The 25,493-nt window shown below is 59.8% G+C and carries 24 protein-coding genes and 1 tRNA gene; 17 read left to right on the top strand and 8 right to left on the bottom strand.

The features are described 5' to 3' along the window. Nucleotides 1–22: 22 nt before the first annotated feature. The 3 genes from AC1Q6C_RS00805 to AC1Q6C_RS00795 all read right to left on the bottom strand — a co-directional run bounded on the left by AC1Q6C_RS00805 (nucleotide 23) and on the right by AC1Q6C_RS00795 (nucleotide 3,574). Nucleotides 23–808, bottom strand: a complete 786-nt coding sequence (locus AC1Q6C_RS00805) for a hypothetical protein (RefSeq protein WP_492666327.1) — start codon at nucleotides 806–808, stop codon at nucleotides 23–25. Beyond that, nucleotides 805–1,002, bottom strand: a complete 198-nt coding sequence (locus tag AC1Q6C_RS00800) for a hypothetical protein (protein WP_492666326.1) — start codon at nucleotides 1,000–1,002, stop codon at nucleotides 805–807. Before AC1Q6C_RS00800 ends, AC1Q6C_RS00805 begins: the two co-directional genes overlap by 4 nt. Nucleotides 1,003–2,398: 1,396 nt before the next feature. After that, entirely contained in the window at nucleotides 2,399–3,574 is a 1,176-nt protein-coding gene (locus AC1Q6C_RS00795) for a hypothetical protein (protein WP_492666325.1), read from the bottom strand. 485 nt (nucleotides 3,575–4,059) lie between these two features. Between AC1Q6C_RS00795 and AC1Q6C_RS00790 the strand changes: the two genes are divergently transcribed. From AC1Q6C_RS00790 to AC1Q6C_RS00765, 6 genes are all read left to right on the top strand, one after another. After that, the gene (locus tag AC1Q6C_RS00790) at nucleotides 4,060–4,344 is read left to right on the top strand and encodes a hypothetical protein (protein WP_492666324.1); all 285 of its coding nucleotides are present in this window, start codon (nucleotides 4,060–4,062) and stop codon (nucleotides 4,342–4,344) included. Continuing rightward, complete coding sequence (locus AC1Q6C_RS00785; protein ID WP_492666323.1) at nucleotides 4,341–5,048, top strand: hypothetical protein; 708 nt, start codon at nucleotides 4,341–4,343, stop codon at nucleotides 5,046–5,048. Before AC1Q6C_RS00790 ends, AC1Q6C_RS00785 begins: the two co-directional genes overlap by 4 nt. Nucleotides 5,049–5,478: 430 nt before the next feature. Next, entirely contained in the window at nucleotides 5,479–7,818 is a 2,340-nt protein-coding gene (locus AC1Q6C_RS00780; RefSeq protein WP_492666322.1) for a bifunctional DNA primase/polymerase, read from the top strand. 506 nt (nucleotides 7,819–8,324) lie between these two features. Further along, a complete protein-coding gene (locus tag AC1Q6C_RS00775) occupies nucleotides 8,325–8,786 on the top strand; it encodes a hypothetical protein (protein WP_492666321.1) in 462 nt (153 codons plus the stop codon). Nucleotides 8,787–9,070: 284 nt separating this feature from the next. Then, nucleotides 9,071–10,408, top strand: coding sequence for a tyrosine-type recombinase/integrase (locus AC1Q6C_RS00770; RefSeq protein ID WP_492666320.1), 1,338 nt, complete (start codon nucleotides 9,071–9,073; stop codon nucleotides 10,406–10,408). A gap of 19 nt (nucleotides 10,409–10,427) precedes the next feature. Continuing rightward, nucleotides 10,428–11,330 (top strand): hypothetical protein, encoded by a 903-nt coding sequence (locus tag AC1Q6C_RS00765; RefSeq protein WP_492666319.1) that lies wholly within the window; start codon nucleotides 10,428–10,430, stop codon nucleotides 11,328–11,330. 145 nt (nucleotides 11,331–11,475) lie between these two features. Here the strand turns inward: AC1Q6C_RS00765 and AC1Q6C_RS00760 are convergent, their stop codons facing one another. Continuing rightward, the gene (locus AC1Q6C_RS00760; protein ID WP_492666318.1) at nucleotides 11,476–12,438 is read right to left on the bottom strand and encodes a pseudouridine synthase; all 963 of its coding nucleotides are present in this window, start codon (nucleotides 12,436–12,438) and stop codon (nucleotides 11,476–11,478) included. A gap of 188 nt (nucleotides 12,439–12,626) precedes the next feature. On the opposite strand from AC1Q6C_RS00760, the gene AC1Q6C_RS00755 reads away from it, so the two are divergent. After that, nucleotides 12,627–12,702: transfer RNA gene (locus AC1Q6C_RS00755), tRNA-His, on the top strand. A gap of 296 nt (nucleotides 12,703–12,998) precedes the next feature. Here AC1Q6C_RS00755 and AC1Q6C_RS00750 read toward each other — a convergent pair. Both AC1Q6C_RS00750 and AC1Q6C_RS00745 read right to left on the bottom strand, forming a co-directional pair. Then, nucleotides 12,999–14,096: a glycerophosphodiester phosphodiesterase family protein gene (locus AC1Q6C_RS00750; RefSeq protein ID WP_172827019.1), complete on the bottom strand. Its 1,098-nt coding sequence runs from the start codon at nucleotides 14,094–14,096 to the stop codon at nucleotides 12,999–13,001. Nucleotides 14,097–14,158: 62 nt separating this feature from the next. Then, a complete protein-coding gene (locus AC1Q6C_RS00745) occupies nucleotides 14,159–15,001 on the bottom strand; it encodes a PE-PPE domain-containing protein (protein WP_039972676.1) in 843 nt (280 codons plus the stop codon). Between the two features lie 107 nt (nucleotides 15,002–15,108). On the opposite strand from AC1Q6C_RS00745, the gene AC1Q6C_RS00740 reads away from it, so the two are divergent. From AC1Q6C_RS00740 to AC1Q6C_RS00710, 7 genes are all read left to right on the top strand, one after another. Then, nucleotides 15,109–16,074, top strand: a complete 966-nt coding sequence (locus AC1Q6C_RS00740; RefSeq protein WP_039972672.1) for an L-lactate dehydrogenase — start codon at nucleotides 15,109–15,111, stop codon at nucleotides 16,072–16,074. 40 nt (nucleotides 16,075–16,114) lie between these two features. Beyond that, nucleotides 16,115–16,501 carry a phage holin family protein gene (locus tag AC1Q6C_RS00735; RefSeq protein WP_003945275.1) on the top strand — a complete coding sequence of 129 codons (387 nt, stop codon included), beginning with the start codon at nucleotides 16,115–16,117 and terminating at the stop codon, nucleotides 16,499–16,501. Continuing rightward, nucleotides 16,498–16,863: a VOC family protein gene (locus AC1Q6C_RS00730; RefSeq protein WP_007726323.1), complete on the top strand. Its 366-nt coding sequence runs from the start codon at nucleotides 16,498–16,500 to the stop codon at nucleotides 16,861–16,863. Before AC1Q6C_RS00735 ends, AC1Q6C_RS00730 begins: the two co-directional genes overlap by 4 nt. A 75-nt stretch (nucleotides 16,864–16,938) precedes the next feature. Next, nucleotides 16,939–17,415, top strand: coding sequence for an SRPBCC family protein (locus AC1Q6C_RS00725; protein ID WP_030536240.1), 477 nt, complete (start codon nucleotides 16,939–16,941; stop codon nucleotides 17,413–17,415). Nucleotides 17,416–17,447: 32 nt separating this feature from the next. After that, nucleotides 17,448–18,776 (top strand): WS/DGAT domain-containing protein, encoded by a 1,329-nt coding sequence (locus AC1Q6C_RS00720; protein ID WP_030536239.1) that lies wholly within the window; start codon nucleotides 17,448–17,450, stop codon nucleotides 18,774–18,776. A gap of 20 nt (nucleotides 18,777–18,796) precedes the next feature. Continuing rightward, entirely contained in the window at nucleotides 18,797–19,360 is a 564-nt protein-coding gene (locus AC1Q6C_RS00715) for a mismatch-specific DNA-glycosylase (RefSeq protein WP_230358915.1), read from the top strand. A 52-nt stretch (nucleotides 19,361–19,412) separates the two neighbouring features. Beyond that, nucleotides 19,413–19,763, top strand: a complete 351-nt coding sequence (locus tag AC1Q6C_RS00710; RefSeq protein ID WP_003945214.1) for a hypothetical protein — start codon at nucleotides 19,413–19,415, stop codon at nucleotides 19,761–19,763. A gap of 60 nt (nucleotides 19,764–19,823) precedes the next feature. On the opposite strand, the gene AC1Q6C_RS00705 is transcribed toward AC1Q6C_RS00710, so the two are convergent. Both AC1Q6C_RS00705 and AC1Q6C_RS00700 read right to left on the bottom strand, forming a co-directional pair. After that, on the bottom strand, nucleotides 19,824–21,521 hold the full coding sequence (locus tag AC1Q6C_RS00705) for a fumarate hydratase (RefSeq protein WP_007726313.1): 1,698 nt from the start codon (nucleotides 21,519–21,521) through the stop codon (nucleotides 19,824–19,826). 114 nt (nucleotides 21,522–21,635) lie between these two features. Then, nucleotides 21,636–22,757 (bottom strand): winged helix DNA-binding domain-containing protein, encoded by a 1,122-nt coding sequence (locus AC1Q6C_RS00700; RefSeq protein ID WP_007726312.1) that lies wholly within the window; start codon nucleotides 22,755–22,757, stop codon nucleotides 21,636–21,638. 271 nt (nucleotides 22,758–23,028) lie between these two features. Between AC1Q6C_RS00700 and AC1Q6C_RS00695 the strand changes: the two genes are divergently transcribed. The 3 genes from AC1Q6C_RS00695 (at nucleotide 23,029) to AC1Q6C_RS00685 (ending at nucleotide 25,457) form a co-directional block, all read left to right on the top strand. Next, on the top strand, nucleotides 23,029–23,154 hold the full coding sequence (locus AC1Q6C_RS00695; protein WP_019744544.1) for a hypothetical protein: 126 nt from the start codon (nucleotides 23,029–23,031) through the stop codon (nucleotides 23,152–23,154). 315 nt (nucleotides 23,155–23,469) lie between these two features. After that, nucleotides 23,470–24,474 carry an alpha/beta hydrolase gene (locus AC1Q6C_RS00690; RefSeq protein WP_492666317.1) on the top strand — a complete coding sequence of 335 codons (1,005 nt, stop codon included), beginning with the start codon at nucleotides 23,470–23,472 and terminating at the stop codon, nucleotides 24,472–24,474. Beyond that, nucleotides 24,471–25,457 (top strand): alpha/beta hydrolase, encoded by a 987-nt coding sequence (locus AC1Q6C_RS00685; protein WP_230358913.1) that lies wholly within the window; start codon nucleotides 24,471–24,473, stop codon nucleotides 25,455–25,457. The genes AC1Q6C_RS00690 and AC1Q6C_RS00685 overlap by 4 nt, the downstream gene beginning before the upstream one ends. The last annotated feature ends 36 nt before the right edge of the window (nucleotides 25,458–25,493 follow it).

Raw genomic sequence — 25,493 nt, 5'->3', positions numbered from 1 at the left:
GCCATCTCGTCCGACCAGAGAGCTACAGTAAACCTTCCAAGTGATACTTCAAATGCTCCATGTCGGCCATGCCATTCTTTATTTCTGCGGGCTGTACCGAGTCGTCCATGCCATGGACCAGGCGATTGCGCAGTCTGAGGGCAGTGAAGAACACCTCAGCGTCTTCCATGGTCAACACCTCTCGCTCGACGAGACCGCCCACAATATCGCGCAAGCTTGTATTTCGACCCCCAGTCGGGGCGCTTTCCTGGGCGACCATTCGAACGACCTGCTCGAGCTCATTCCAAGTTTCGATATAGCGGCCTATCAACTCTGAAGTGCTGTCTGGCTGAGCTGCGTTGTGCGACAGGATCCAGGAAGTGTCTCGTTGCGCGGGGTGGTATACGACTGAACGAGGTTGGATGAGCGGCAAGACCCGCGAGAATGATGTCGAAATTATCGCTCCCGCTGCCGCGACGGCCAGGCCTACTGCCGTTCCTGTCTGAAGGGCGTCGCGAAACTGAAAATAGATGGCCATGAAAGCGCCGCATAAGAAGAGGGTTTGCCCGTAGACGTTTGCGATTTGCAACTGTCTCTTACGGCGAATCTGGCGGTACTCGTACATTTCCTGCCAGCGGATCTGCTCAAGGTCCTCAGCTTCGGAGGACAGTGAAGCAATCACGTCGGGGCTATCGATCCGATTTTCGCCGGTTCGACTTGCGGCCACCGTTCGCGCGCGTTCAACTATTTTCTGCCGTTCAAGCGCCAAATAGGTTTCGAGAGCTCGATTTGCGCTATCAGTAAGCGCGGCGTTTTCTTCGCTGCTCATCGGCTTTCCTTGTTGTACTTGTAGATCTCCGAGACGAAGATGACCACGATTGCAACCACGATTCCGAGAACACCCAACCCTGAGTCGATGTTGTTGGTGGCCCATCCGCCGAGGACACCGGCAGTCGGCGTGGCGAGAATGGGAATGAAATGCTGCCACTTTTGCGGGGGCTTTATGAGTCCTTGTCGAACCATAAATTCGGCTCTGATGACATCTTGGGGAGTTATCTCCTGAGGGCCACCGTGATTGTTAGCAGACTCGATCCTGTCTGCTTCGCGAAGTAAATCTTGTTCGAACGCGGCCACCTTCGCGTTATATTCAGCCTGGCCTTGAGGCGAGAAATTCGCCAAACCGAGGTCTCCCGTCGCCGAAGGATGATTACGGCACACGGCCGCGTTGGTGGATTATAGCGTGGGCGCCACGACGCGCGTATTCGCGGCGTCATCGGACAAGCAAAAGGGCGCTTCCGTGAATGGAACGCCCTCTACTTACGAGAATCTGTGGAGCCGATGACGGGAATCGAACCCGCGTATTCAGCTAGGGAACATCTGTTCGTGACGTCCGGTGGACGTACCACGGAGGTACTGACACGGAGGATTCGAACGCCTATGCTTTGGCGTCAGACATAAAAACGCCCCGGCCCAAAATTGCTGAGCCAGGGCGTCTGCGCGGCCCCAGGACCGCTCCCACATCCACCGCGAGACAAGTCAATCGTTGGTGTCGTGGTCTGCTCATCGCCAGAACAAGTTCACGTCCGATGCGCTTTTGCCGCCGGAGGAAAGGACTTCCGGCCCGCTGGGGTTTTGTGGCCGCTGGTGCGCGGCGGTGGTTGGGGTCTCGTTGCCGGATGGCGGCAAAGGGCAAGCATTTGCAAGTGGCGGGGGTGGCAGGGGAGGGGCAAACAGTGCTCAAGCCGCTAGCGGCGTACCTTGGTGCCCGAACTTGCTGATCGAGGTGGTGCCTTGGGCTTGCTGCTGACCTTGGTTCCGGCTGAATTCTCGCGAACGGTCACCGTGAGCTGTCGCTTAGGCTTGCCTAGTCTGGGCGTTACGTCCAGCCGACGACCCGGTTTTCCGTGATAACCGACAGTGCCCTTTACGAGAAAGCCCCGCCCGGTCGCAGTGCGGAACTCTGCTCCAGCCTTCGCGGCCTTGTAGTCACCGCTCCGACCGACGGAAAGGTTCTTCTCAAAGCTGCCCCTTACATACGACTGGCGGACTTTCTTCGTGGCTTTGCGGCCAACTGCCCGAGTCGCGGCCTTGGCCGCGCCTTTTGCTCCAGCTACACGTGAGAAGCGTCCTTTACTGTCGCGTTTGAACGATCGACGGGCCATCACAGACCTCGCGGACGCGAGTTGATATGTGCCGCCGACCGTTGCAGTTTCGCAATCCCTGCTTCGCGGGCACGGCGGTCCCGCTCGGACTTCTCCAGGGCAGCCGCTACGGGCGATGGCGGAGTTGTTCCGCGATAACGCCCGCCCTCGTTCGGTGGTGCATCCTCGAGACCCTTCGGCGTCATCCCTGCACCCCAAGAAAATTCGCTTGCCCCTGAGCTGTCGCCGTGGGACTTACCTACGTAGACCATTCCCAGTCACCAGCTGAACGTCGGTGCGATGTAGGACAGTCCGGGAGTGATTTGCATGACGGCAGCCGCTCCGCGATGTCGCACCCCTGTGCCGAATCCACGAGAGAAAATGCTCTCCTGCAGTGGGTATGCCGGTACGGGGCCAGGAATCAAGCGTAGGCCTTGATATGCGAGATTCGTGTGCTGCCGGAAGGCGACGGGGTTCCGTTCGGAATTCGGTCCACCGGAAGCCACAACCGCGACGTACCCCGCCGGAACGAAGTGGCTTTCGATCAGCCATGCGGGACCATACGAACCCGCGACAGGCAACGCTCCGAATTCAGCTGGGGCGACTTGGCCTACGACATTTTCATCGGTGAGGTACGCCGGAGCTGAAACGCTGGGAATGAAATCGTATTTGGCAACGGGCGCAGAGGGTTCCGCGCCGATGCGTGGCCGGGACTCAAGCCCCTTCTTGAACGCTTGAATGAGCTCACCCTCGGCCGGATTGGCCAGAATCAGCAACTGCGTGCCCGACTGCGGCCCGTAACCCTTGGTCTTGACCTTGTTGATCAAATCATCGATATCGGCCGAGTCAATGATCGCGGAACCGGATGCTAGGTAGTGACTCTCGGTCGAGAGAAATGACTTTCCCATGTGTGGGGGTGGAGTGAGGCCATCAGAGCCGTTCCACAGCCCGAAAACCCGATGCTTCTCGGGACTGAGCAGTTCCGTCGGATTGAACAGCCGATTAAGAATCGCGGTATTCACATTCTTGTTGTCTGCCTCAAGAATTCGCGTTACCACCGACCGCACCTGCTCCTCGCTCGCGTCGCGCAAGAACTTCCAACTGAAGCGGGTCGCCTTGTCGTAATCCTTAAACGTGTACCCGAGCAGCAACGCCTCGGCACCTTCGCGGACGCCCTGCGGCACACCAAATTCCGACGCCTCTTCGAATGATTCGCTCCCGATGGACTGCGGCACTGCATCCGCGATGGCGGTTGTACCGTAGGACAGTAGCGATGCGATGCGTGTGCGTCCGTTGTTGTAGAGACTAAGCGCCTGACTGACTTCGGCGTAGATCACGTTCAGGTCGACACCGTCAGCGGTCTGGTTCACGCGGACGTCGCCCTCGGTGGCGTATCCGCTATCACCGCCAAAGATGGGATTGAGGTACGGGTCGCGTGCGAGCTGAGTATTCATCTGATTCTCCGTATTCGGTGCGAGGCTGATTTATGAATCACCCGCGCACAGCGCGGATGGGTGGCCTCTGGCCGAATCGGTGTAACTGCCGAGGGACACCCTCTAAACAATTACATGGTCTGACTACAATGATACCGCACGGTTAGGGCGCAATATTAAGCAAGGATTGTGCACTACACAACAGTGCTTGCGCGTTGTGCCGCATTGCGTATATGGTTGTGCTTGCACCAAAGCGGCCAGCACGGCGCACCCGGTGTAGGCAAAATGCGCTCATGAAACTGTGGGACTGCCAAACAGCCTTAGGAACTAGATTCCGGCGGTCAGATCGACTATATGCTCCTTCCCGTGAAGGAGTGTTCGTCGGCTCTCTGACCAGGCTACGAGCGCACCAGCCGGGATGAACCAGTAACTCCCAGGTCTCCATCATTCGTGGTGGGGTCTCTGGGATTTTTTGTATTCTGGGGACCCCTGTCAAGGAGGTTCTTATGGGCAGGGTTCAAACGGCCGATCCAGATATCGATGTGAGCGAAGATGTATTTCGACAATTGGGTTACGATCCGCTATCAATTCCCACACTTTCGGAAGTCGAAATATCTGAATTCCTTTTCGGATTGAATCGTCATCTGACCTCTCGTACTATTCGCTCTGCGATTCAGCGAAAGCACCTGCGCGGCGTGCGAAAAGGGAAAAAGTTTCTCTTTTCTAAGCGGGAGGCTATTCGATGGATGCAAACCAGCGACGATGATTTCATCGGCGGTGACGCGGTATGAGCATCCGTGATGAACTTGGCAATATTCGGGACCCGCATTCCAAGTTGAACATCGGAACGCGCCGCTACATGCGAGACACAATCGCTCCGATTTGCGAGTACGAAGCGTCGGGCATGTTTAGCGGTGAACCTGACGCAGTTCCAGATCCGCTTCGGGTTGCTGAGTTGGGGATGCGCGTAGTAGCGAACCGGGAATCGCGAGTGTCAAGTCCGTTCACTGACCAGTTGGAAATGGCCTACAAGTTGGCTGACAGCTGCTCGCCAGGGCATGAGTTCTTGCGTAGCCCAACGAATCCGGACAGGACAATGGCCGATGAATTGAGTTGGGTGATCGGCGGGCACCGAAAGCCTGGAGGCAATCCGTCAGAAGACGCTGCGCAGCAAGATGAGAACCCGTTGTTCACTGCTGCAACCGTGATCGGGTCAACATGGGACGGATATGTCCACACGCGAGTGTTTGCTGTCGCTGACATATACAGGGCGGCAGAGGATTTGCTTCCGAAAGTCAGGGCTCGAAGCTGGTGTGGATTCTGTTTCGTAAAGCAAATACGCCCCGTTGACGCTGCAATTCTGCTGCGTGGTCGTGGCTTCTGGATTGATGCCCGTGTTGTGTGTAAAGGGTGCCGGAGCAAACTCGTCGAGAGTGCCCAGCAGATTGGTGTGACATTGAGTTGGGTCCGCCCACCTGAAACCGGTGAATTATGAATCAACAGTCCGTTCTGTGGCTCCTGGCCGTCGTGATTTTGCTCCGAATGGAGATTCTGATTCTGGCGCGAGGGAGACCGATACAACGCCGAAGACCGCCGGCTCAAGTGAATGTGAATCCGGCGGTCTCGTTCCAACGCGGGGGCGGAGCTCCCCATGATCACGCGGTGTGATCGGCATTCAGTGTAGCGGTGCGGCAACAGCGATGATCGCCAAAGCATCTGTAAGACAAAGTAGTTGGCCTACTCAACTAAGCAGTGGGTAGGCCAAACACCTCCGCAGTGGCACTGAGCGGTTACTCGGTGTCGGGCCTCAGTAAAAGGAAGCTAGCGTGAATAGTAGCCCCGCTTATGCAATGAAAGCAATCAGAGTTTCTCGAAAAGATAGAAATAGCAATATTTTTCGACCATACTCCGTGCGAAGTCGGAAGGTGGGCGCTGGCTACGCGATTCAGTTCGTCGGTCGCGCGGCCGCTACCCCTGCGCAGTTGAAGGTCCCCAACAGGTTGGCGAATCTCTCTCGCGTCGAAGCCGCATTGGCCTACGCGAATGCGGGTTGGTATGTATTGCCCACTGCTCCAAGCGATAACAAGAACCCGGGCTCGGTAGTCGGCAATGGTTGGCATCGCAAATCCAGTCGGTCTACGCGTCAGATTCACCAGTGGTGGGCCAATTATCCTGATCGTGGAATAGCCCTGCATATGGAAAAGTCACGCGCCTTGGCCTTCGATCTGGACATAGACGATTTGGAATCGGTTCCGCACGAATACCGTGATGCGCTGCGGAGCGGCTTGTTTCAGTCGGGGCGCAACTCCGGCGACAGGGGGCACTACGTTTTTGCGCTGGATGCTGCCGATTCGTTCGGAAACGGCGCGGGAGCATTCAGAGCATTCGGCGAGGTTCGATGCAAGGGCGTCATTATTTGCGAACCCACACTGCATCAAAAGGCCGAGTCCGAAAATGCACGGTATCGCTGGGTCGCTCCGGGCGTTGTTCCTCCTTTGCCGGGTGTCCTGCGCCGGTGCTTGCGGTCCGGGGTAGTTACTGACGTAGAACCGCTTGCGCCGCAGCAGTTGACGGAGTTCCTGGATACCTATTGCGATTCAGATCGGCCCGGTGCATTGAACGGCGTGTTGAAAGTATTTGCCGCTGAGGTGAACGGTGGAATGTCACGCCACGAAGCCATGGTCAATGCCTTGTGCATGGCTTTTCGAGAGGCAGTGGCGGGATGCTACTCGGCTCATGATGCTTACGAGCAGGTCTCTGTTGCATTCAACGAGTCCTTCGGGGGCGCTGGTGTTCAGAAGGAACGTCGGTCCCAACCTGCCCCAGGCGAGCTGCACAAAACCGCGATGTGGGCGGCGGCTCAGGCCTTGAACACCGACGTAGACAAAACGCTGGCTCGTCTCGACCGCGACATGCCTGGAGGAGCGCAAATTGATGAAGAAGGGTTCTGGGCATCTCGAGAGAGTTTGACCCGTTTGCGGCAGTTCGCTAGGGCGCGCCGTGTGGGTCCGTGGTCGATGCTGGGCGTGGTTATGGCGCGGGTTTGTGCTGCGGTGCCTCCTTCCGTGGTCCTTCCTCCGACAGTAGGCGGCCATGCCAGCCTGAACCTGTTTGTTGCTCTCGTGGGAGCTTCAGGCGAGGGGAAGGGTAGTTCTGAAAGTGCCGCAGAGGATGCCGTAGAAACGACCCCCGGTGTGTACGTGTCCACTCCCGGTAGTGGCGAGGGAATCCCGAAGCAGTACGCGCACAAGTCCGCTGGAAGGCAGGTGAATCTGCGTAATTCGGTGATGTTTTCAGTTGGCGAAATCGACACACTGGCAGCGCTGGGCAACCGGAGCAATTCCACACTGATGCCTGAGCTGCGCAAGGCGTGGATGGGCGAGCGTATGGGCTTCGGCTACGCCGATCCCACCAAAGCGATTCCGATTATGGGTCACCGCTATCGGATGGCGATGGTCGTCGGTGTGCAGCCGGGGCGGTCTCGTGCGTTGCTGGACGACAGTGACGGCGGAACACCGCAGCGGTTCATATGGCTCCCGACGAAAGATGCTGACGCCCCCGACGTAGCGCCCCAAGAACCCGAATCGTGTGTATTGGCGCGGTGGCCTCGCGGTGTGCTTGTGACGATGGAGTCAGCTGTATCCACCGTCAGCGAACCGTCCGACGATGGCGGCAACGCTATTCGCTTTCAAATGGAAACCCTTGCATTGGAGGAGAATCCAGACCGCAGAGAATTTCAGGTGTTGGAGATTCCATCTGAAGCTGAGGAACTTATTCATGCAACACAACTGGCGAAGCTTCGCGGTGACAACCAAGGGAGCGGTCTCGAGGGTCATGCTCTGCTTGCGCGCTTGAAAGTTGCTGCCGCCCTGATGGCACTGGACGGTCGGACAGACGCTGTGCAGTCTGCGGATTGGGAACTGGCCGGGGTAGTGATGGCAATGAGTGATCGCACTCGCGGCGAGACGATGCGGGGCTTGGCGCAACAAGCACGTGATGACAATGTCAGCCGGGGCAGGGCGCGGGGTGTGCAAGACGTTGCAGCAGAGGATATTGCGGATGAGGAACGCATGGCCCGAGCGTCGAAACTGATTCGCCAGCATCTTAAGGATTCCAGTCCGATGACGCGGAAGCTGGGACGCAGCAAGTTGCGACGGGAACTCCGGGACTATTACGACGAGGCCGTAGACCGACTGAAGGCTGCTGGGGTTGTCCAGGTGAGCGGGGGTTCTCAGGGCAGCTATTCGGTGTCGCTGTGTGAGTAGATCTCTCCATCGTATATGCATGAAGGGGGGGTACAGGGGTGTACACGTACCCCCCCTGCCGCAAAAAATGCGCCGTACGCAAAACGTATATACCCAGGTAGATGATGAAAATATCAATCGCGTTATAGGGCTTTCAGCCTGAGGGGGTGTACACGTACCCCCCGTACCCCCCCTGGCCACGTGCCCGCTTTTCGAACAATTTACCACCACAAGAAAGTTGGAAGATGTTGATTGAGAATAGTTCGCACACAACGGAACCCGTAATCGAAGAGACAACGGCTGCGGCGGTTTTGGTAGAGCCGATTCCCGACGCATCAAAGGTTGGAGAGAAGGAAGGTGTGCTCTCAACTGTGTGGTCTGACGGAAGGCAACCAGCACGACCGTGCAGTGCTCGTCGTACCAATGGCGAACCGTGCAGGCGGGCGGCTATCAACGGTGGGAACGTGTGCGGTACGCACGGTGGACGCAGCCCACAAGTGAAGGCGAAAGCCCGCGTGCGTTTGGAGATGGCTGCTGATCGTATGGCACAGGAGTTGCTCGGCATCGCCACCGACGACAACGCCCCGGCAGCTGTGAAGCTCGCGGCGATCCGTGATGCGCTCGACCGTGCAGGGTTGGGCGCTAAGACTGCGGTCTCGGTGGAGCTTGGCCCGACGAAGCCCTACGAGGCGTTGTTGACTGACATGCTCATGGGCGGCAGCAGAGCGGAAAGCCGTGCAGCGCGGGGTGTTCCGGATGAACCTGCCTCAGATTGGCAAAATGTGCTGGATGCGGAGTTGGTGGACGATGGCGACCTGGAAGACGACGCCCCACTTCCATCGCGTGTGATCCACGCACAACCAGCCCCGGCTCCTGAACCGCAGAGCTCCACCAATGGTGGGCTCATGTCGATGGAAGATGCGCTCAGTCAGCTACGTGCCACCACGCCACCGCCTGCGCCGTACGCCCACCGCCGCAGGGGCAGGTAGGCCGTTCGCTGCCGCCTGAGCATCCTGCGTGCGGGCTTGCACTAGCTGGGTGCGCCCGCGTGTGGGGTGGCTCATTGTCAAGCGCCTGTACTGCGTGACAGCTTTCGAAGATCTCTCGTGGAACATCCATTTTGGGGCTAGATCGGGGCTAGATGTGGGGATTCTTAGCGAATCGGCACAGGTGAAAGATCAAGTCGGACAGTATAAATGGCGTGTGAGCTGAACGTTTGGACCGGTATGCTGGCATAAATAGCTTGTGAGACAACGGATTAGAACGGAATTACATGGGAGCCAATCGCTACGCAATCAGGGAGCAGACCACCGGGCGGTATCAGGCGCGGTGGTACGACGACGCAGGGAAGCGCCGCAGCAAGACGTTCACTACCAAGACTGAGGCCAAAAAGTTCCTCGACAACATCAAGAGCGACCGCAACCGTGGCGACTACATCGATCCCAACGAAGCGCGTCGCACCTTCCGTGAGGTCGCAGAGTTGTGGTTCGGCAGTCGCAATCTACGGCCCAAGACGGCGCGGTCGTACAGGACAATCCTGGATCAGCGGATCTACCCCACGTTCGCGGATCGCCCGATTGGTGCCATCACGACGTTAGAACTCGCTGCGTGGATTACCGACCTGTCGTTGCACGGCAAGCGGATCAACCACAACAACAAGGGTGAGGCGGACCTTACGAATCCCAATACGTTGCGAGACCAACGTAGGAAGGAACGGCTTGCAGAGCAACGTAGGCAGAACGGCGAACCCGAGCCCGTAGGCGCGCCACTGGCTGCGGGCACCGTGGGCAACGCGGTGCGAGTGATGAACCAAGTTCTCGACGCAGCCGTGCGAGCGCGGTACTTGCGTGGCAACCCGGCTAACGGCCTCACCCGTGACGACATGCCAAAGCACCACCGTGAAGAGCCGGCGTTCCTGACCGCCCATCAGGTGGAACAGTTGGCCGTTGCGATGGAAGGGCTTGTGCGCGAGGGAGACAACGCCGACGATGCCACGTCGCTGGGTTTGCTCGTACGTTTTGCTGCGCAGACAGGAATGCGGGCTGGCGAGATATGCGGTCTCCGGTGGGAGAACGTGGACTTCCTACGGAATCGGGTGATGGTCTCGGAGTCAATCAGCACGATCAACTCGGGGGAGTGGTATGTGGTGCCGCCTAAGACCAACAAGACACGCACTGTGCCGCTACCGGTAGTACTGGCCGATGCCTTGGCTGCACACTCCGAAACTCAAGCACGGCGTGGAGCCTTCGCCCCGGATATGTACGTCTGGCCGACGCCGCTCGTCAGTGCGGACAGTCCGTACGGTTCCAGGCCGATGCACTGGGGTCGCGACTTCTACCTGGCCTACTGGAAGAAGGCAGTGCAGGTCGCGGGGCTACCGAGAAAGCTTCGCGCACACGACCTCCGACATACCTGCGCGGCCTTGCTGATCGCGGCGAATGTTCCGGCCAAAGCGATTCAGGCGCACCTCGGTCATAGCTCGTTCAAGGTGACGATGGACATCTACGGGCACCTGTACGACGACGCCAGCGATGCCGTCACCGATGCAATGGGCGCAGCGTTTGCCTCGACATCACCAGAGTCGTCGAATGTTAGAGCCATCAGGAATTAAGGCCCGATAGAGTGAATTCATGGTTGATGACTCTACGGACAACGCAGGTGATAGTAGTGCGGATTACGTGCCACCTTCCCGAGATCGTGTGCTCTATAGCCTCCGAAATCTGGAGTTGAGTGCGCCTTACGTGGCGGAGTCGTTCGACCGACTCCACAGTGTTATGGCACTCATCGAGCACGTTCTCGTTGAAGCGGGGAAGGGCGATCCTCGTGCCTGGCTCTCGAATGACGTCGCTGCGTTGTCAGGTTTAGTTCGTGCCTATCAAGGGCTCCAAGCAGCAGCGAACTTGGCCGTGATGGGCTTCTACACGGAAGCACGAGCCACGATCCGAGGTGTGTACGAATCCGCAGGTGTTGCTCGGATGTTGGGTCATAATGCGGACCTCGCAGACAAATGGCTCCGCAAGAATGAGTGGGTACCCGATCGAACATCTCGAGAGTTCGCGGCAGCGATGGCTGGGGGAGATGAAGAGGCCAAGATTCCCCACCAACAATTTTATAAGCAGTCGAGCGCAAGTGCCCACCCGTCTGCTTTGACCACAATCCCTTATATGTTCGATCCTGATGGGTCGATACGCTTGAAGCTCTACCCAGAATTCGATGCGGAGAAGATCGTTTCTCTAGGCCGTGAACTCACCGCAGAGGCGTTGTTTGTGGCGTACTGCACTCGGAACGCTTTAGCCGACCCGAATGTACTCTCCCCCGAATGGCACCGGCAATTGGCGACACACGCGAGAGAGTTCACCGGTGCGGCCCTAGACCATCTGGATGACGACTGGGAACAGCGTCAGAAAGCTCATGATGACATACAACAGTTCGTCCGACCGGCGGAAGAGGTCGACGAATTCTTGAAAGGGCACCCTAATAGCTTGCACAACATAAAGAAACGAGCTGGTGAGGCGTCCGGCACCCCAGAGTGACCGTCGCCCCTCAAGGTCTCCGACATCCACTAGGGCTAGAACGGGGCTAAGCAAGCGGACGAAAGCCACATCAATGCTGGTGGCGCGCCTGCGCGGTGTCAACCTAGCGTTCCGCTTCAACGTCTAAATCCGCGGCTTCTGGTCCTCACCCCACTGGCAGCTCGCTGAGCGTCCGACGGGTGACGAACCGCCGCGCTTTCCCCGACAACGGGTCGGTGAATTCGAGTTCCCTCGCGAGCAATTGGAGTGGGAGGGAATGATCGTCCGGCGCGTCGGGAAGCAGGTCGGGGTATCGCCGGTCGCCCAGGATCCCGGCGCCGAGAGCTGCCAAATGCACCCGCAACTGGTGCATCCGTCCGGACTGCGGACGTAGAACCGTGTGCAGCACAGCACGTCCGGAGGCACTCACGCCCATCCCTCGCGCCTCGATCATGGTCTCGGAGTTGGGTTCACGGCTGTCGTCGACGACGACTCGCAACTCGCCGCGTCGAGCTTCGATGTGGTTGCGGTAAACGAGAGGGACGTCGAGCGCTGGTGCATCCCGGCCCCGCCGGGTCGGTCGCGCCGACACCGCCTCGTAAACCTTCGTGACCTGACGCTTCTCGAACAGTGACTGGTACGCGCCGCGCGTCGCGGGGCGGGCCGAGAACATCACCACCCCTGCGGTGCCGCGGTCGAGTCGATGGATCGGGGTCAGATCTGGGTTGTCGAGACGAACCCGCAGGCGGATGAGCGCCGACTCACGCAGGTATCGCCCGCTCGGAGTGGTCGGGAGAAAATGTGGCTTGTCGATGACGACGAGATCGTCGTCGGTGTGCAGGATCTCCTCGTGGAACGGCACCGGGTCCTCCGCCGGCAACTCACGGTAGTACCAGACGAACCGGTGCGCGCTGAGTTCTGTGTTCAGGCAGATCGAGTGGCCGTCGGTATCTACGAACTCGCCGTCGTCGAACCGCCGATACAGGTTCTCGGCGTCCAGATGGTCGAACTTGGCTACGACGTACTCGGCGATCGTCGCCCACGGCCCAGAGAGCGGGATGCGTAGGCGCGTCGGGCCAACCCCGTTCTTGACGGGCAGCGGTGGGGACATGGACACGCAGGTCATCATCCCATCGACTACTGGTCAGCGGTGATTCGGTGTGGCCTCGACGGGGACGTCCCCGCGGGGACGCGGAAACCGAACTCACAGCGGTGGTCGGTGTAGATCGTCTACTCGAAAATCAGTAGCGGGGACGAGATGCGGGCCCGTATGGTTCGGCAGAGAAAGATCGCAGTCGAAAAGCACTGCGGGCCATACCTTCTGTAGCTCAATTGGTGAGAGCACCCGACAGTGACTCGGGCGACGGCGGATCGTAACCGCCCAGAGGGACCAGCTCAGATACGGTTGAGGTCGGGCCTCTAGGCGCAGAGGCCGGCGGCCCTTTGCCTGCACAGTTGTCGAACGAGCCTGAGCCGGTATTCCCTGAATCGCCGGACAGCATTCCAGTCGCCGGCCATTTCCGCGTCGGCAAGTAGGTATTCGCAGTTGTCCAACTGATCCTTCAAAGACATCATCAGAATTCACCTCCGATCACCCGAGCAAGTACCTGTCCAGGATGCGGCCGACGGGCCCCCGGGGACATCGGCCGTAGTACCTGTTCAGGTACCTGCTTCGGTGCGCGGTGGAGGCTACTTCTTGACCGCAGGTGCAGGTAGTGGCATGCCTCGCTCGGCCAGAACGGCTCGGAGACGATCGGGGTAGTCGGTGATGATCCCGTCGACACCGAGGTCGATCAGGGCGTGCATGGTGGCGGGATCATCGACGGTCCACGGGATGACCTTCATGCCACGCGCATGTGCGCTCGCGATCATGTCGGCTGTCGGATAGAGGGTGAAACCGGGATCCCCGACCTTTCCGCCCTGCGGAGTTCCTTGGACGGGGGAGTAGGCGGAGGCACCAAAGGTTGCTACCGCCGCGATGCCGTCGCCACCGAAATCATCGATGTCCAGACCGCCGAGCCACGGTGACGCTCCGTCCTTGCCTACCTGGAGAAAGTCGCCGTTTGTGAGCGCAACGACGGGGACACTCGGCGCGAGTTGACGGGTGAGCATGAGCGAGCCCCAGTCGAAGCTCTGAATGGTGACGCTGTCCAACAATCCGGCTGCCCGGATCGTATCGAGGACTACAGAGACGAACTGCTCACGCGGGGCGGTCTCGTGAGGCGCTCCCGCTTCCACCTTGGTCTCGATGTTGAGCTTGATTCCGGGTGCGTTGTACGACTTCACCAGGGCAAGCACTTCTTCGAGCGTCTGCATTTTCGCTCCCGGAACATTCTGCTGTTCAGGGTATCCGGCAAGGGGGAGAGTGCCGCAGTCCATGGTCTTGATCTGCTGCAGGCTCAGCGTGTTGACGAATTTGCCGACGTACGGGAACTCCGGGTCACCCGCAGTTGCGGGCTCGGTGTCGAGGCATTTCTTGTTCGAGATCTTACGATCGTGCGTGACGACAGCGATCCCGTCCTCGGTGATCTGGGTATCGAGTTCCAGTGTGCTGACGCCCATTTCGAGGGCATTCGCGAACGCGGCCAGGCTGCTTTCCGTGTACAGGCCGAGCCCGCCGCGGTGGGCTTGGACGTCGAACGTCGAAACCGGCTGGGGTGCTGAACTACCGAACGAACCGGACCAGTCGAGACTGCCGGTTGGCGATGCGCCGGCCGGGGCCGCCAGGGCGGTGAGGGGGAGTGCGACGGTCACGGCGGCACACGACAATATTCTGCTCAGTTGCATGAAAGGAACGTAGAGGCGTCGAATGGCTCCCCGGGGTTCGTTAGGTAAACTAACGGTAAAGGTCAGGCCGCGTGAATGCGCTGCCCGACGCCGCTCGCGTGGACCTTCATCCACGACGCCAGAAGCTCACACCCGGTCAGTCCGCTCTCGTCGAGAGGTTCGATCGCGTAGCTGATGTGTCTACCGCCGCGAGGGTTCTTGAGCTGAAATCGGTTCAGGTTCAACTTCGTCGGCAGGTAACCAAGTACTTCGAGGAACGCGGTGCGAATACGTCGTAGATCGGTACGCCACTGTTTCGGACTGAAACGAGTCTTCTGCGCATTTTGGAAAGCATTGCTACGAAGTAGTTCCCAAACCTTTCCTGCCCACACGCGTGCCTGCGAGAAGGACATCCAGCGCGTCAAGTCTGCGATGTCGCGAATGTAGCTGTCGTCGCTGGCATTACAGATCATGTCCTGCGGGTGCCCGATCCACTTGACCGGAATCCACGGCTGGATCTCGGGTCCGTCGCCGGCAACTCCGTGTCCCTCACAACCTTCGATCACGCCTGCCGGTTGTTGAGGATCGGAGATCAGTCCGACTCCGATGACGTTGGCGCGGTTCAGCGTCGGAAGAGCCGAGCGGATCACGGTGCATCCCTGTGAGTATCCGATCAGCATGACCGGGCCGTCTGTCTGTGCGATTTCGGCGGTGAGGGCCTTCACACCCATCGCGGTGCTGTGCCGAAAGCTCAGGCCACCGTCGGCGACCGGACCGTACGATGCGGGATAAGCGACCCAGCGAGAATCGAATCGACTGTCGAGTTCGTCGGTGACGGCACTGAGGAGTCCGCGCACACGGGCGCCGTGGTCGCCGACGTGGGATTCGCCGGTGCCGCCAACTGCAAGAACGGTTACCTCAGCCATGTCAGCGATCATCCACGTCGATTCTGAGAGGTCTGCATCCAAACCCTGAGAAGAGACTGGCAATCCGTTGTACTGCGAAATCGTTATCGAGCGAGCACCATTTACCCATGACGACGCCGAATCGTTCATCCAGACGAAAAGTGTCCGTTGTCGGTGCGGGAAGCGTCGGCACCGCAATTGCGTATGCGTGCCTGATACGCGGATCGGCCGACGCGCTCGCCCTCTACGACACCAACAGCGCAAAGGTCCGGGCCGAAGTTCTCGATCTCAACCACGGCACCCAGTTCACACCGCCGTGCACTGTCGACGGAGGCGATGACATCTCGGTCACCGCGGGATCCGACTTGGTCGTCGTCACCGCGGGCGCCAAACAGCATCCCGGTCAGTCGCGGCTCGAACTTGCCGCGGTGAACGTCAAGATCGCGCAGACACTGACCGAACAACTGTTGGCGGTGTCACCGGACGCGGTCCTTCTCTTCGTCACCAACCCGGTCGACGTGGCGACCTACGCAGCGATCCAGGCCGCGGGACCGTCGTACCGCGGCCGAATTTTCGGATCTGGGACCGTGCTGGACACGGCCCGATTGCGATTCCTGCTGGCTACCGAACTCGGAGTCGCGGTGGAGAACGTTCATGCCTTCATCGTGGGCGAGCACGGGGATTCCGAGATTCCGCTCTGGTCGAGCGCAACCATCGGCGGAGTGCCGGCAACCTCGTTCGTGGGACCGTCGGGTGGCGTCCTCGGCCCCGACCTACGCGCGAAAGTAGCGAAGTCTGTAGTCGAGAGTGCTTACGAGATCATCGAGGGTAAGGGCGCGACCAACCTCGCCATCGGATTGTCGAGCGCATTCATCGCGGAAGTCGTGTTGCGGGACGAACAACGGGTTCTGCCGGTATCGACTTTGCAGAGCGGCGTCCACGGACTCGAGCACGTTTGCCTGTCCCTTCCCACGATGGTTGGTCGCGCTGGTGCCGGCCGAGTCCTCGAAGTACCGCTATCGGAAAAGGAGGCTTCGGGGCTCCGATCTTCTGCCCGGACATTGCGAGAGGTGCAGGAATCTCTGGGATTGTGAATATCTGTTCTCCTCGATATCCGACATATAGGATCAACAAATGATCAGCTTCCTGATTCGCGCCGCGATCTTCCTGGGTTCTGCCGCTGTCGGGCTTCTTGTTGCGTCGTTGATTCTTTCGGGCTTCTCGGCGCCCACATCCGGATTCATCGTTGCGGTCGTGATCTTTGCGATTGCGCAGTCGGTCCTGGCGCCGTTCATCGCCACGGTGGCAAAGCGCCATGCACCGGCATTTCTCGGCGGAATCGGATTGGTGTCGACATTTGTCGCGCTGTTGGTGGCGTCGCTCTTCTCCAATCTGTCGATCTCCGGTGTCTCGACGTGGATTCTGGGAACCGTCGTCGTGTGGCTGGTAACCGCCGTTGCGACGCTGGTTCTTCCGTTGTTGTTCGTGCGTAAGAAAGTTCAGGAGAAGAAGGCACAGTGACGCGCCCGAACATCGGTATGGACTACGCAGTCCTGGACTGCCCGGATCCGGCTGCATTGGCCAACTTCTACGTCCAGGTCCTCGAGTGGAAAAGTGTTCGCGACGAGGATGATTGGCACGTGATCGAAGGACCCGGCGGGGAGCGGCTCGCGTTTCAGCTCGCTCCGGATTTTGTTCCGGTGGACTGGCCGACCTCCGGTGTCGGGATCCATCTGGATCTGTTCGTGGATTCTCTCGACCCCGCCGAGGCTTGGGTGACGAACCTTGGAGCGCAGCGGGTGACCGACATTCCGGAGCATCAGACTTTCCGCGTGTACCGCGACCCGGTCGGTCACTATTTCTGCCTGTGCCTGCGGGACTGAGTGTCGACTCGCTCCGATCTCGTCGACCGTGGATAATTCCGAACACTTGTCACGCCCGAGAATTGGAGATCGACGATGGCTTCGCAGAATTCCAACGAATTCCTGGTAGAACGTACGAAGATCGTCAAGGCAGAAGCACCGGTCGTCTTCGCGTTGATCAACGATTTCCATCAGTGGACTCAGTGGTCGCCGTGGGAAGGTCTCGACCCGGCGATGCAGCGGACGTACGCGGGGCCTGACGCGGGCGTCGGGGCTTCGTACGCCTGGGCGGGAAACAAGAAGGCGGGCTCCGGTTCGATGGTGATCACCGAATCCGTCCCGAATGAACGAGTAGTTTTGGACCTGGCCTTCCTCAAGCCGTTCAAGGCGCAGAACGTCACCACGTTTCTCATCTCGCCGAATTCCGGTGAAGTTCAGGTGACGTGGAAGATGACCGGAAAGAAGAATCTGTTCTTCAAGATCTTCGGTTTCATCTTCAGCATGGACAAGCTTGTCGGAAAGGATTTCGAGAAGGGCCTGTCCCAGCTGAAAGCTGCTGCAGAAAAGAGCTGACAAGCCGGTGGTACCGTCTCCCGGTGTTACGGATGACGCCCACCGATGCCCAAACCTTCTGGATTTCGGAGAAGATCCCGAACGATCAGCTGCTGCTCTACTGTTTCGACGGGCAGAGCCAGCACATGGACGAGCTACGACGCTCGGTGGTCGAAAGAGCGTCGCTCATTCCGGATCTCAATGTTCGGATTCGTGAATCGCCGTGGCACCTCGACTATCCGGTGTGGGAGCCCATGCCGGTCGACGCCTCCTTGGTGAGAGTGCATGAGCTGCCCGAAAACTCGTGGCTCTCGTGCATTCACGGAATCGAGAAACTACTCGAGAACCACGTCGACCCGCGCGAGTCCCCGTGGACGCTGCACCTGTTTCACGGCGTCACCGGCGTGCCGCGCTGCAGTGGCCCGGCGCTGATCGCAGTTCTGCAGGTCGCTCATTCTCTGGCGGACGGCAAACGCGCGTCGGCGATTGCTCGCCAACTGTTCTCGCCGCAACCGCCCGCGAAGCAGAAGACGGACGTGCGGCGTAGCGGATCAGCCGAGATTCTGGGCCGCGCCGCCCTGCGCCTTCCGGGCCAACTCGTTTCGCTGTTCCGCGACGGCCGGGCGGGGCACCGCGCGCAGTTACAGCTGCAGGCGGACACCGAATCGGGAGTTGTTGCGCCGCAGGCGGCGAGCCGTCCGAAGGTGCGCTCGAACATCCCTCCCGGACCGCACCGACTGGTGCGCATGGTCGTGCGGGACAGCGCCGATTTCCGTGGCGACGGCGTATCCGTCACAGTCGGAGCGATGACAGCCATCTCGGTAGCGATGGCGAACTACCTCACCGAGCGAGACGGCTCGGTACCGCCCGAATTGGGAGCTGAGGTGACCATCGCCAAGGCAGGTACACCCACGGCGCGCAATCACTTCCGCAATGCAGGTGTCGGGCTGTTCCCGGAAGTCGATGATCTTCGTGAGCGAGCCCAATTGATCAGGGAGTCGATGGACGAGCGTCGCGCACGTGCGTCCCATCCATCCAGCGCAGCGTCGGATCTCGCGCTGAACGCGGTTCCCGGCCCGCTGGTCCGTTGGGGCGTGCAGCAATACGATTTCACGGCAGTACCCGACGAGGTCACTGGAAACACCGTGGTGTCGAGTGTCGCGCGCGGTGACGCGGATCTGGTGCTCGGAGGCGGCGTCGTTCGGTTCACAGCGGGCTTCCCGAGTTTGTCGCCGGTCATGTCGTTGACCCACGGCGTACACGGGATCGGGGACACTGTGACGATCAGCATCACCAGCAGTCCGGCCTCGATTCCGGACATCGATGTGTACGAGCAGATGATGCACGACGCGATCGACGAGGTGCGCGAAGCGCTGTCGTGACGGCCTGATGTACTGGCTGCATGGGATTCACGCGCGCCGAACTGGAATCGTTCCGAGACGCCGAGATCGAGGATCTGATCGGGCCGGATTGCCGGCTGTTGTTCGTCGGTATCAATCCGGGACTGTGGACGGCGGCGACCGGCGCGCATTTCGCCAGACCGGGTAATCGGTTCTATCCGGCACTGCTGCGGGCAGGCATAATCGAGCATGCGATCGATCCTTCCGCGGGTATGTCGGACGCTGACACACAGCATCTGATCGATCGGGGAGTGGGCATCACCAATTTGGCGGTGCGGGCAACTGCGCGCGCCGATGAATTGACGTCGGAGGAACTCGCAACTGGCGGAGTTCGGGTCCGAAACATCGTGCGCGCAACCAATCCAGTAGTCGTTGCCTTCGCCGGGATCACCGCCTATCGAACAGCTTTCGGTGACAAGAAGGCGAAGGCCGGGTGTCAGGACCGTGATTTCGAGGGGGCAAAACTGTGGATCGTGCCCAATCCCAGTGGTCTCAACGCACACGAGACGGTGGACACCTTGGCAGCGAAATATCGTTCCGCCGCATCCGAAGCCGGAATTCTCTGAGAGAAGTCGCAGTTCCGTTCGGCCAGAACAAGGTACAAGTTAAAGTGCTTGTATGTCTGTTCTATACAACGTCTTTGTAGTGATTCACCTACTCGGCATGGCTGCCCTGGTCGGTAGCTACTTCACCGTCCTCAAGGCTCCTTCGATCACCGAGGTCATGGTGTGGGGTGCCAGGATGCAGTTCGTGTCCGGCCTGATCATCGTCGGGTTGGGCGAAGGCGCCCTGGACAAGAACTACATTCACGCGAAGATCGCTGTGAAGCTGGTGCTTTCGCTGGTCATCGTGGCGCTTGCCGAGATCACCCGGGCGAAGCAGAAGAAGGGCCAGCCCAATCCGAATCTGGTACACGTCGTCGGCGGGTTGTCGATCGTGACCGTATTCGTGGCCGCGCTCTGGACCTGACAAAGACACAAAAGAGCCCCGGCGATCGAAACTCGCCGGGGCTCTTTGCTGTTGACGTGTCTACAGACCCGGGCGCTTGCCGATCGTCAGGGTCACTTCACCGGTGTGCGCAAAGAAGTCGTTGCCCTTGTCGTCGACGACGATGAAGGCGGGGAAGTCCTCGACGTCGATCTTCCAGACGGCTTCCATTCCCAGTTCGGCGTACTCGAGGATGTCGACCTTCTTGATGCAGTCGAGCGCCAGGCGAGCGGCCGGTCCACCGATCGACCCGAGGTAGAAACCGCCGTGCGAGTTGCAGGCGTCGGTGACCTGCTTGGAGCGGTTTCCCTTGGCCAGCATGATCATCGAGCCACCGGCGGCCTGGAACTGCTCGACGTACGAGTCCATACGGCCGGCCGTGGTCGGGCCGAACGAACCGGACGCCATGCCGTCGGGCGTCTTGGCGGGGCCGGCGTAGTACACCGGGTGATCCTTGAGGTACTGCGGCATCTCTTCGCCTGCGTCGAGGCGTTCCTTGATCTTGGCGTGCGCGATGTCGCGTGCCACGACGAGCGGACCGGTCAAGGAGAGACGAGTCTTCACCGGGTGCTTGGAGAGCTCGGCGAGGATCTCCGACATCGGCTTGGTCAGATCGATCTTGACCGCAGCGCCCTTGCCGGTACCCGAAATGCCATCCGTCTCTTCGTCGAGCTGAGCGTCCGTGACCTCGGGCAGGAAACGGCCCGGGTTGAATTCGAGCTGTTCCAGGAACACGCCCTCCGGGGTGATCTTGGCCTTCGCCTGTCGATCTGCCGAGCAGGACACCGCAATGGCGACGGGCAACGAAGCGCCGTGGCGGGGGAGTCGGACGACGCGGACGTCGTGGCAGAAGTACTTGCCGCCGAACTGTGCTCCGATACCGATCTTCTGCGTCAGCTCGAAAACCTTCTTCTCGAGCTCGTGATCGCGGAAGCCGCGACCCGTGATGGCGCCTTCGGTGGGCAATTCGTCGAGATAGTGCGCCGACGCGTACTTCGCCGTCTTCATCGCGAACTCGGCCGAAGTACCGCCGACGACGATTGCAAGGTGGTAGGGCGGGCAGGCTGCGGTGCCGAGTGAGCGGATCTTCGCCTCGAGGAACTGCATCATCGAGTCGGGATTGAGGATCGCTTTGGTTTCCTGGTACAGGTAGGACTTGTTGGCGCTTCCGCCGCCCTTGGCCATGAAGAGGAACTTGTACGAGTTCTCATGTCCGGCAGCAGTATCGGCGTACAGCTCGATCTGCGCGGGCAAGTTGTTGCCGGTGTTCTTCTCGTCCCACATCGTGATGGGGGCGTTCTGCGAGTAGCGCAGGTTCAGACGCGTGTAGGCGTCGTAGACACCGCGGGCAATGGACTTCTCGTCGTCGCCGGGGGTGAGCACATGCTGTCCACGCTTGCCCATGACGATGGCGGTTCCGGTGTCCTGGCACATCGGCAGAACGCCGGCAGCGGCGATATTGGCGTTCTTGAGCAGATCGAGCGCGACGAACTTGTCGTTGTTCGACGCTTCGGGATCGTCGAGGATGCTCGCGAGCTGCGTCAGGTGATCCGTGCGCAGGTAATGAGAGATGTCGTGCAGCGCCGTTTCGGTCAGCAAGCGCATCGCTTCTGGCTCGACCTGCAGGAAGGTGCGGCCGTCCGGTCCCTCGACTGTCGACACCCCTTCGGTGGTGAGCAATCGGTACTCGGTGGTGTCATCACCGATCGGCAACAGGTCCTCATAGAGGAAGTCGGCCATCATCTCTCCTGAACAAGGGTGCGTGCGAAGGTCGCATTCAGGTTATCGTTGGGGGTTTCCTTCTCCGAATCGGGGCGGGTGTGAGCTGGAATTATCCGGATGCCACTGGCTCGATCAAGATACTTCGACCAGTTCGGAGAGCTCGACGCCGCGAAATTCGGCAAGTATTTCGGCCTGCTCGGCCACTGCTGCGCGGGCCGATCGTGACCACGTTCCCCACGGGGTGATCGCGACCTTCAGCGTCTTTCCGGATGCTCGTGGTCGCCACAATCCGGTGATCGTGCCACCGACTACCACCGTGCCCGGTCGCCCGAGGGTCGGCCACACCGTCTTCTGGGCGGTCGGATCGGGAACCAGGGTCTCCCGATCCTTGAGCTGTACATACGGATCGAAAGGCCCGAGCAAGCGCGTATTTGAATCGGTGGGGGAGCCGAACAAGTCTTCGCGGTCCTGTTCGAGAATCCACCGCTTCTCGCCGTTCACCTCGATCTCCTCGGCATCGATTGGCCAGTGGGCTTTGACGTCCCTGACCGGAGCATCGAGAAACGACGCGACGTGAGCAGGTGTCGCGGGGCCGTAGAACCGCAGATAACCCCGGATCACGTCGAAGCGGGAATCTGCGTCTGCGCCCGTGGCGCTGAATGGGCGTCGGCGCCAACCCGGAATGCGTTCGAGCACTGGGGGAGATGTGTCCGGCTGTAGCTCGAGGCCTGCCTGGAGTGCCGCGAGCCGGAACGGCATCTCGTACAGATGAGTGGCGTTGCACGGGCGGCAGAATCTCAGATAGGGCTCGGTCACTCGGTTGGTCAACTGCGCGGACATCTCGCCCTTGACGGTTGGTTTCGAGACGATGTCCCGCATCGCAGCAGCAACTGTTTGCAGGGCAGTCAGCGTCGGGATGCCGGCGGCCTTCAGGGGCCGATTCGCGTCGTAAATGCGCTTGGCTGCATCGGCTTCGCTGAACGGCGACGTGGCGGCGGCGACGGCAGGCAGGTCGCCCCGACGGTAATAGTGGGGGGCTCCGCGCAACGTCCAGGCAAGAGCGAGCTCAGTGGCGTCGACGCGGACGCCGCGGATCCGCAGGGCCCAGGCGGCTCCGTCAGGTCCGGTGTTCTGAATCCCGAGATCGAGAATGCTGCAATCGCTGTGATCGGCGTCACCGACAACCGCTCGGTCGAGTTGATGGCGGTGCCACCGGAAATTAGCTACCTGCGTGAGTGAGGTTGCGCTAGACATGATTTCAGTTTACTGGTGGGTAACCGCAGGATTTGGGGCGGTTGATCAATGCGGCGACAGAATTGGTCAAATTCGACCGATTGGCCGGAATTTTTTCAGTAGCAGACCTTATTAGTCGAAATAATGACCCCATTGTCGGAATCCTTTGCCAACTGGTCGTTCGTATGATTACTGTTACCCACGTCACGGATACATTACAGATGTGACGCAGCTGTCACAGCACTGTCGGGTGCTTTTGGCAGCTGACCTCTGACCTCTCAAGGAGATTCACATGGGTTCAATGGAAGGAATTCTCGGCGCTGTTGTTCAGGGCCTGGGATCACTGTTCAGCGCTGACGGTCTGCTCAAGACCTTCATGGGATCGGTAGAGACCATCTCCAAGGACCCCACCCCCTAATTCAGCGCGACATTGCCACGCCCGCTCCGGGTGTAGTTACTTCAATTTCGACAAACTGCAGGAGGAAACTCATGGGATCTCTCGGTGAAGCCATCGGAAGCGTCAACAACCTCGGTCAGCGTCTCGTCGACGCACTGACCACGCTCAGCGGCGGCACGGTTACGCCCAAGTAAGCGTCGTCTGACGAGAAAGGCTCACGCACTCGGTGCGTGAGCCTTTCCGTGTCGACCGGATCGAGTATTTCCGATCACGTCGGGTTTGCCTGTTTCAGGCGGTACCGTTCGAAAGGTTCCGCTGCCGAAGAGAGTGACCCGGATGATCGAGACTCGTGCGTTACGAACGGTTTTCCGTGTCTTCGTGGCGTTGGCCACGGCAGTGTGTGGGCTCCAGCTCCTCACCGCACCGGGTCACGCTCAGTCGGCGGACAGCAGGCTGGTCGGCATCTCGGTGTACTCACAGTCGATGGGGCGCGACATTCCGTTGCAGGTCTTGCGGCCGGCTGATACTTCGACGCCTGCTCCGACGCTCTACCTACTCAACGGAGTAGACGGAGGAAAAGACGACGCGACGTGGTCGGTGCGGACCGACGCACCGAAGTTCTTCGCGGACAAGCACGTCAACGTGGTCACGCCTCTCGGTGGAGCATTCAGCTATTACACCGATTGGGAGCGGCCGGACCCCGGCCTCGCGAAATCCGGCAACAACAACGGGGTCAACATGTGGACCACGTTCCTGACGGAAGAACTACCGCCAGTCATTGATTCAATGTTCGCGACGACCGGCGAGAACGCACTGGCAGGCCTGTCGATGGCAGGCACGTCGGTACTGGATCTGGCTATGGCGGCGCCCGCGCTGTACAACAGTGTCGGGTCCTTCAGCGGGTGCGCGATGACGAGTCCGGGCATCGGGCAGAACTTCGTGAAACTCGTGGTTGCCGTGGGTGGGGGTGACGCGGAAAACATGTGGGGTCCGTACGATGGTCCGGGTTGGCCGGCTCACGATCCGGTTGTCAACGCGGACAAGCTACCTCGAGTCCCTATGTACATCACAACAGCAACCGGAATTCCGGGTCCGTACGACACACTTGCCGATCCGCGGATCGACAACGACGTCACAGATTTGGCGTTGCAACTTGTTCTCGGTGGCGGAATCGAGGCGGCAACTCACTACTGCACCACCCAGCTTGCGGACAGGACGAACGCATTGGGTATGAACAACATTCGCTACAACTTCAAGCCGGCAGGAACGCATTCATGGGGATACTGGGAAGACGACTTACACGACTCGTGGCCGATGATCGCCGCGTCGCTCGGCGTGTGAGGCCCCATCGAGCAAGCCTTCGAAGCGTCGTTCTCGTCGGCGCGCTCGCCTTGATTTCACTACTTGCGTTGCCCTCGACCGCGCTCGCCGACGAGACCCCGAAGATAACGAGTGTCACCGAACTGTCTTCGCGCTTGGTTCTTCTCGACGTCGCGAGTCCCGCCATGGGGCGCACCATGCAGGTGAAAGTGCTGCTTCCTGCCGACCGCTCGGAACCGCGCGGGACGCTGTATCTCCTGGACGGCAATTCCGGGCAGATCGAAGAGAACAACTGGCTGGCTCCGGCTAACGGCGATATCGTCCCGTTCTTTGCCGACAAAAATGTGAACGTCGTACTCCCCATCGGTGGAACCGGCACCATGTACACCGATTGGCAGGAAGACCACCCGAAATTCGGTCGTCTGAAGTGGGAGACATTCCTGACGAAAGAGCTTCCCCCACTGATCGACACGAGGTTCGCCACCAACGGGCACAACGCAATCGGCGGGATCTCGATGGGTGCAGAAGCCGCGCTGATTCTGGCCCAACGCTCGGCCGGGTTGTACGACGTGGTCGCGGGCTACAGCGGCTGCTACACAACCGTCGGAGGATTCGGCAAGGCGTTGACCGATCTTGTGGTGATCAACGGAAATGCCCGTTCGGAGCAGATGTGGGGTCCGGCCGGCAGTGAGGCTTGGCAAGAGCACGACATTTTCGCCAATGCCGACAAGCTGCGCGGCACCAAGGTGTATCTCGCCTCGGGATCGGGACTACCAGGTCCGCACGAAACTCTCGATACTCCTGCCCTGGGCCGGGTATTGGTCGTCGGCGGGGTCATGGAACTGGGATCGAACCTGTGCACCGACCAGATCACTCAGGTGTTGCGTGATCGCGGAGTCGATGTCACCCGCAGCGCTCAACCGGTGGGGACGCACGGTTGGCCGTACTGGCGCGACGAACTCGTTCGCTCCTGGCCGATGCTTGACTCTGCGTTGTCGGCTTGAGTAATTCCTTGCGATGAGTTTCCGGTTCGGGCCGGG

This window comes from Rhodococcus sp. MT28, assembly GCF_058792695.1.
This window is presented reverse-complemented; position numbering and strand designations above follow the sequence as displayed.

What these genes read in the sequence shown, in the direction of transcription:
- AC1Q6C_RS00805 (WP_492666327.1), bottom strand. Translation starts at nt 808, where the DNA reads ATGAGCAGCGAAGAAAACGCCGCGCTTACTGATAGCGCAAATCGAGCT.
- AC1Q6C_RS00800 (WP_492666326.1), bottom strand. Translation starts at nt 1,002, where the DNA reads ATGGTTCGACAAGGACTCATAAAGCCCCCGCAAAAGTGGCAGCATTTC.
- AC1Q6C_RS00795 (WP_492666325.1), bottom strand. Translation starts at nt 3,574, where the DNA reads ATGAATACTCAGCTCGCACGCGACCCGTACCTCAATCCCATCTTTGGC.
- AC1Q6C_RS00790 (WP_492666324.1), top strand. Translation starts at nt 4,060, where the DNA reads ATGGGCAGGGTTCAAACGGCCGATCCAGATATCGATGTGAGCGAAGAT.
- AC1Q6C_RS00785 (WP_492666323.1), top strand. Translation starts at nt 4,341, where the DNA reads ATGAGCATCCGTGATGAACTTGGCAATATTCGGGACCCGCATTCCAAG.
- AC1Q6C_RS00775 (WP_492666321.1), top strand. Translation starts at nt 8,325, where the DNA reads ATGGCTGCTGATCGTATGGCACAGGAGTTGCTCGGCATCGCCACCGAC.
- AC1Q6C_RS00770 (WP_492666320.1), top strand. Translation starts at nt 9,071, where the DNA reads ATGGGAGCCAATCGCTACGCAATCAGGGAGCAGACCACCGGGCGGTAT.
- AC1Q6C_RS00765 (WP_492666319.1), top strand. Translation starts at nt 10,428, where the DNA reads ATGGTTGATGACTCTACGGACAACGCAGGTGATAGTAGTGCGGATTAC.
- AC1Q6C_RS00760 (WP_492666318.1), bottom strand. Translation starts at nt 12,438, where the DNA reads ATGATGACCTGCGTGTCCATGTCCCCACCGCTGCCCGTCAAGAACGGG.
- AC1Q6C_RS00750 (WP_172827019.1), bottom strand. Translation starts at nt 14,096, where the DNA reads ATGCAACTGAGCAGAATATTGTCGTGTGCCGCCGTGACCGTCGCACTC.
- AC1Q6C_RS00745 (WP_039972676.1), bottom strand. Translation starts at nt 15,001, where the DNA reads ATGGCTGAGGTAACCGTTCTTGCAGTTGGCGGCACCGGCGAATCCCAC.
- AC1Q6C_RS00740 (WP_039972672.1), top strand. Translation starts at nt 15,109, where the DNA reads ATGACGACGCCGAATCGTTCATCCAGACGAAAAGTGTCCGTTGTCGGT.
- AC1Q6C_RS00735 (WP_003945275.1), top strand. Translation starts at nt 16,115, where the DNA reads ATGATCAGCTTCCTGATTCGCGCCGCGATCTTCCTGGGTTCTGCCGCT.
- AC1Q6C_RS00725 (WP_030536240.1), top strand. Translation starts at nt 16,939, where the DNA reads ATGGCTTCGCAGAATTCCAACGAATTCCTGGTAGAACGTACGAAGATC.
- AC1Q6C_RS00720 (WP_030536239.1), top strand. Translation starts at nt 17,448, where the DNA reads ATGACGCCCACCGATGCCCAAACCTTCTGGATTTCGGAGAAGATCCCG.
- AC1Q6C_RS00715 (WP_230358915.1), top strand. Translation starts at nt 18,797, where the DNA reads ATGGGATTCACGCGCGCCGAACTGGAATCGTTCCGAGACGCCGAGATC.
- AC1Q6C_RS00710 (WP_003945214.1), top strand. Translation starts at nt 19,413, where the DNA reads ATGTCTGTTCTATACAACGTCTTTGTAGTGATTCACCTACTCGGCATG.
- AC1Q6C_RS00705 (WP_007726313.1), bottom strand. Translation starts at nt 21,521, where the DNA reads ATGGCCGACTTCCTCTATGAGGACCTGTTGCCGATCGGTGATGACACC.
- AC1Q6C_RS00700 (WP_007726312.1), bottom strand. Translation starts at nt 22,757, where the DNA reads ATGTCTAGCGCAACCTCACTCACGCAGGTAGCTAATTTCCGGTGGCAC.
- AC1Q6C_RS00695 (WP_019744544.1), top strand. Translation starts at nt 23,029, where the DNA reads ATGGGTTCAATGGAAGGAATTCTCGGCGCTGTTGTTCAGGGCCTGGGA.
- AC1Q6C_RS00690 (WP_492666317.1), top strand. Translation starts at nt 23,470, where the DNA reads ATGATCGAGACTCGTGCGTTACGAACGGTTTTCCGTGTCTTCGTGGCG.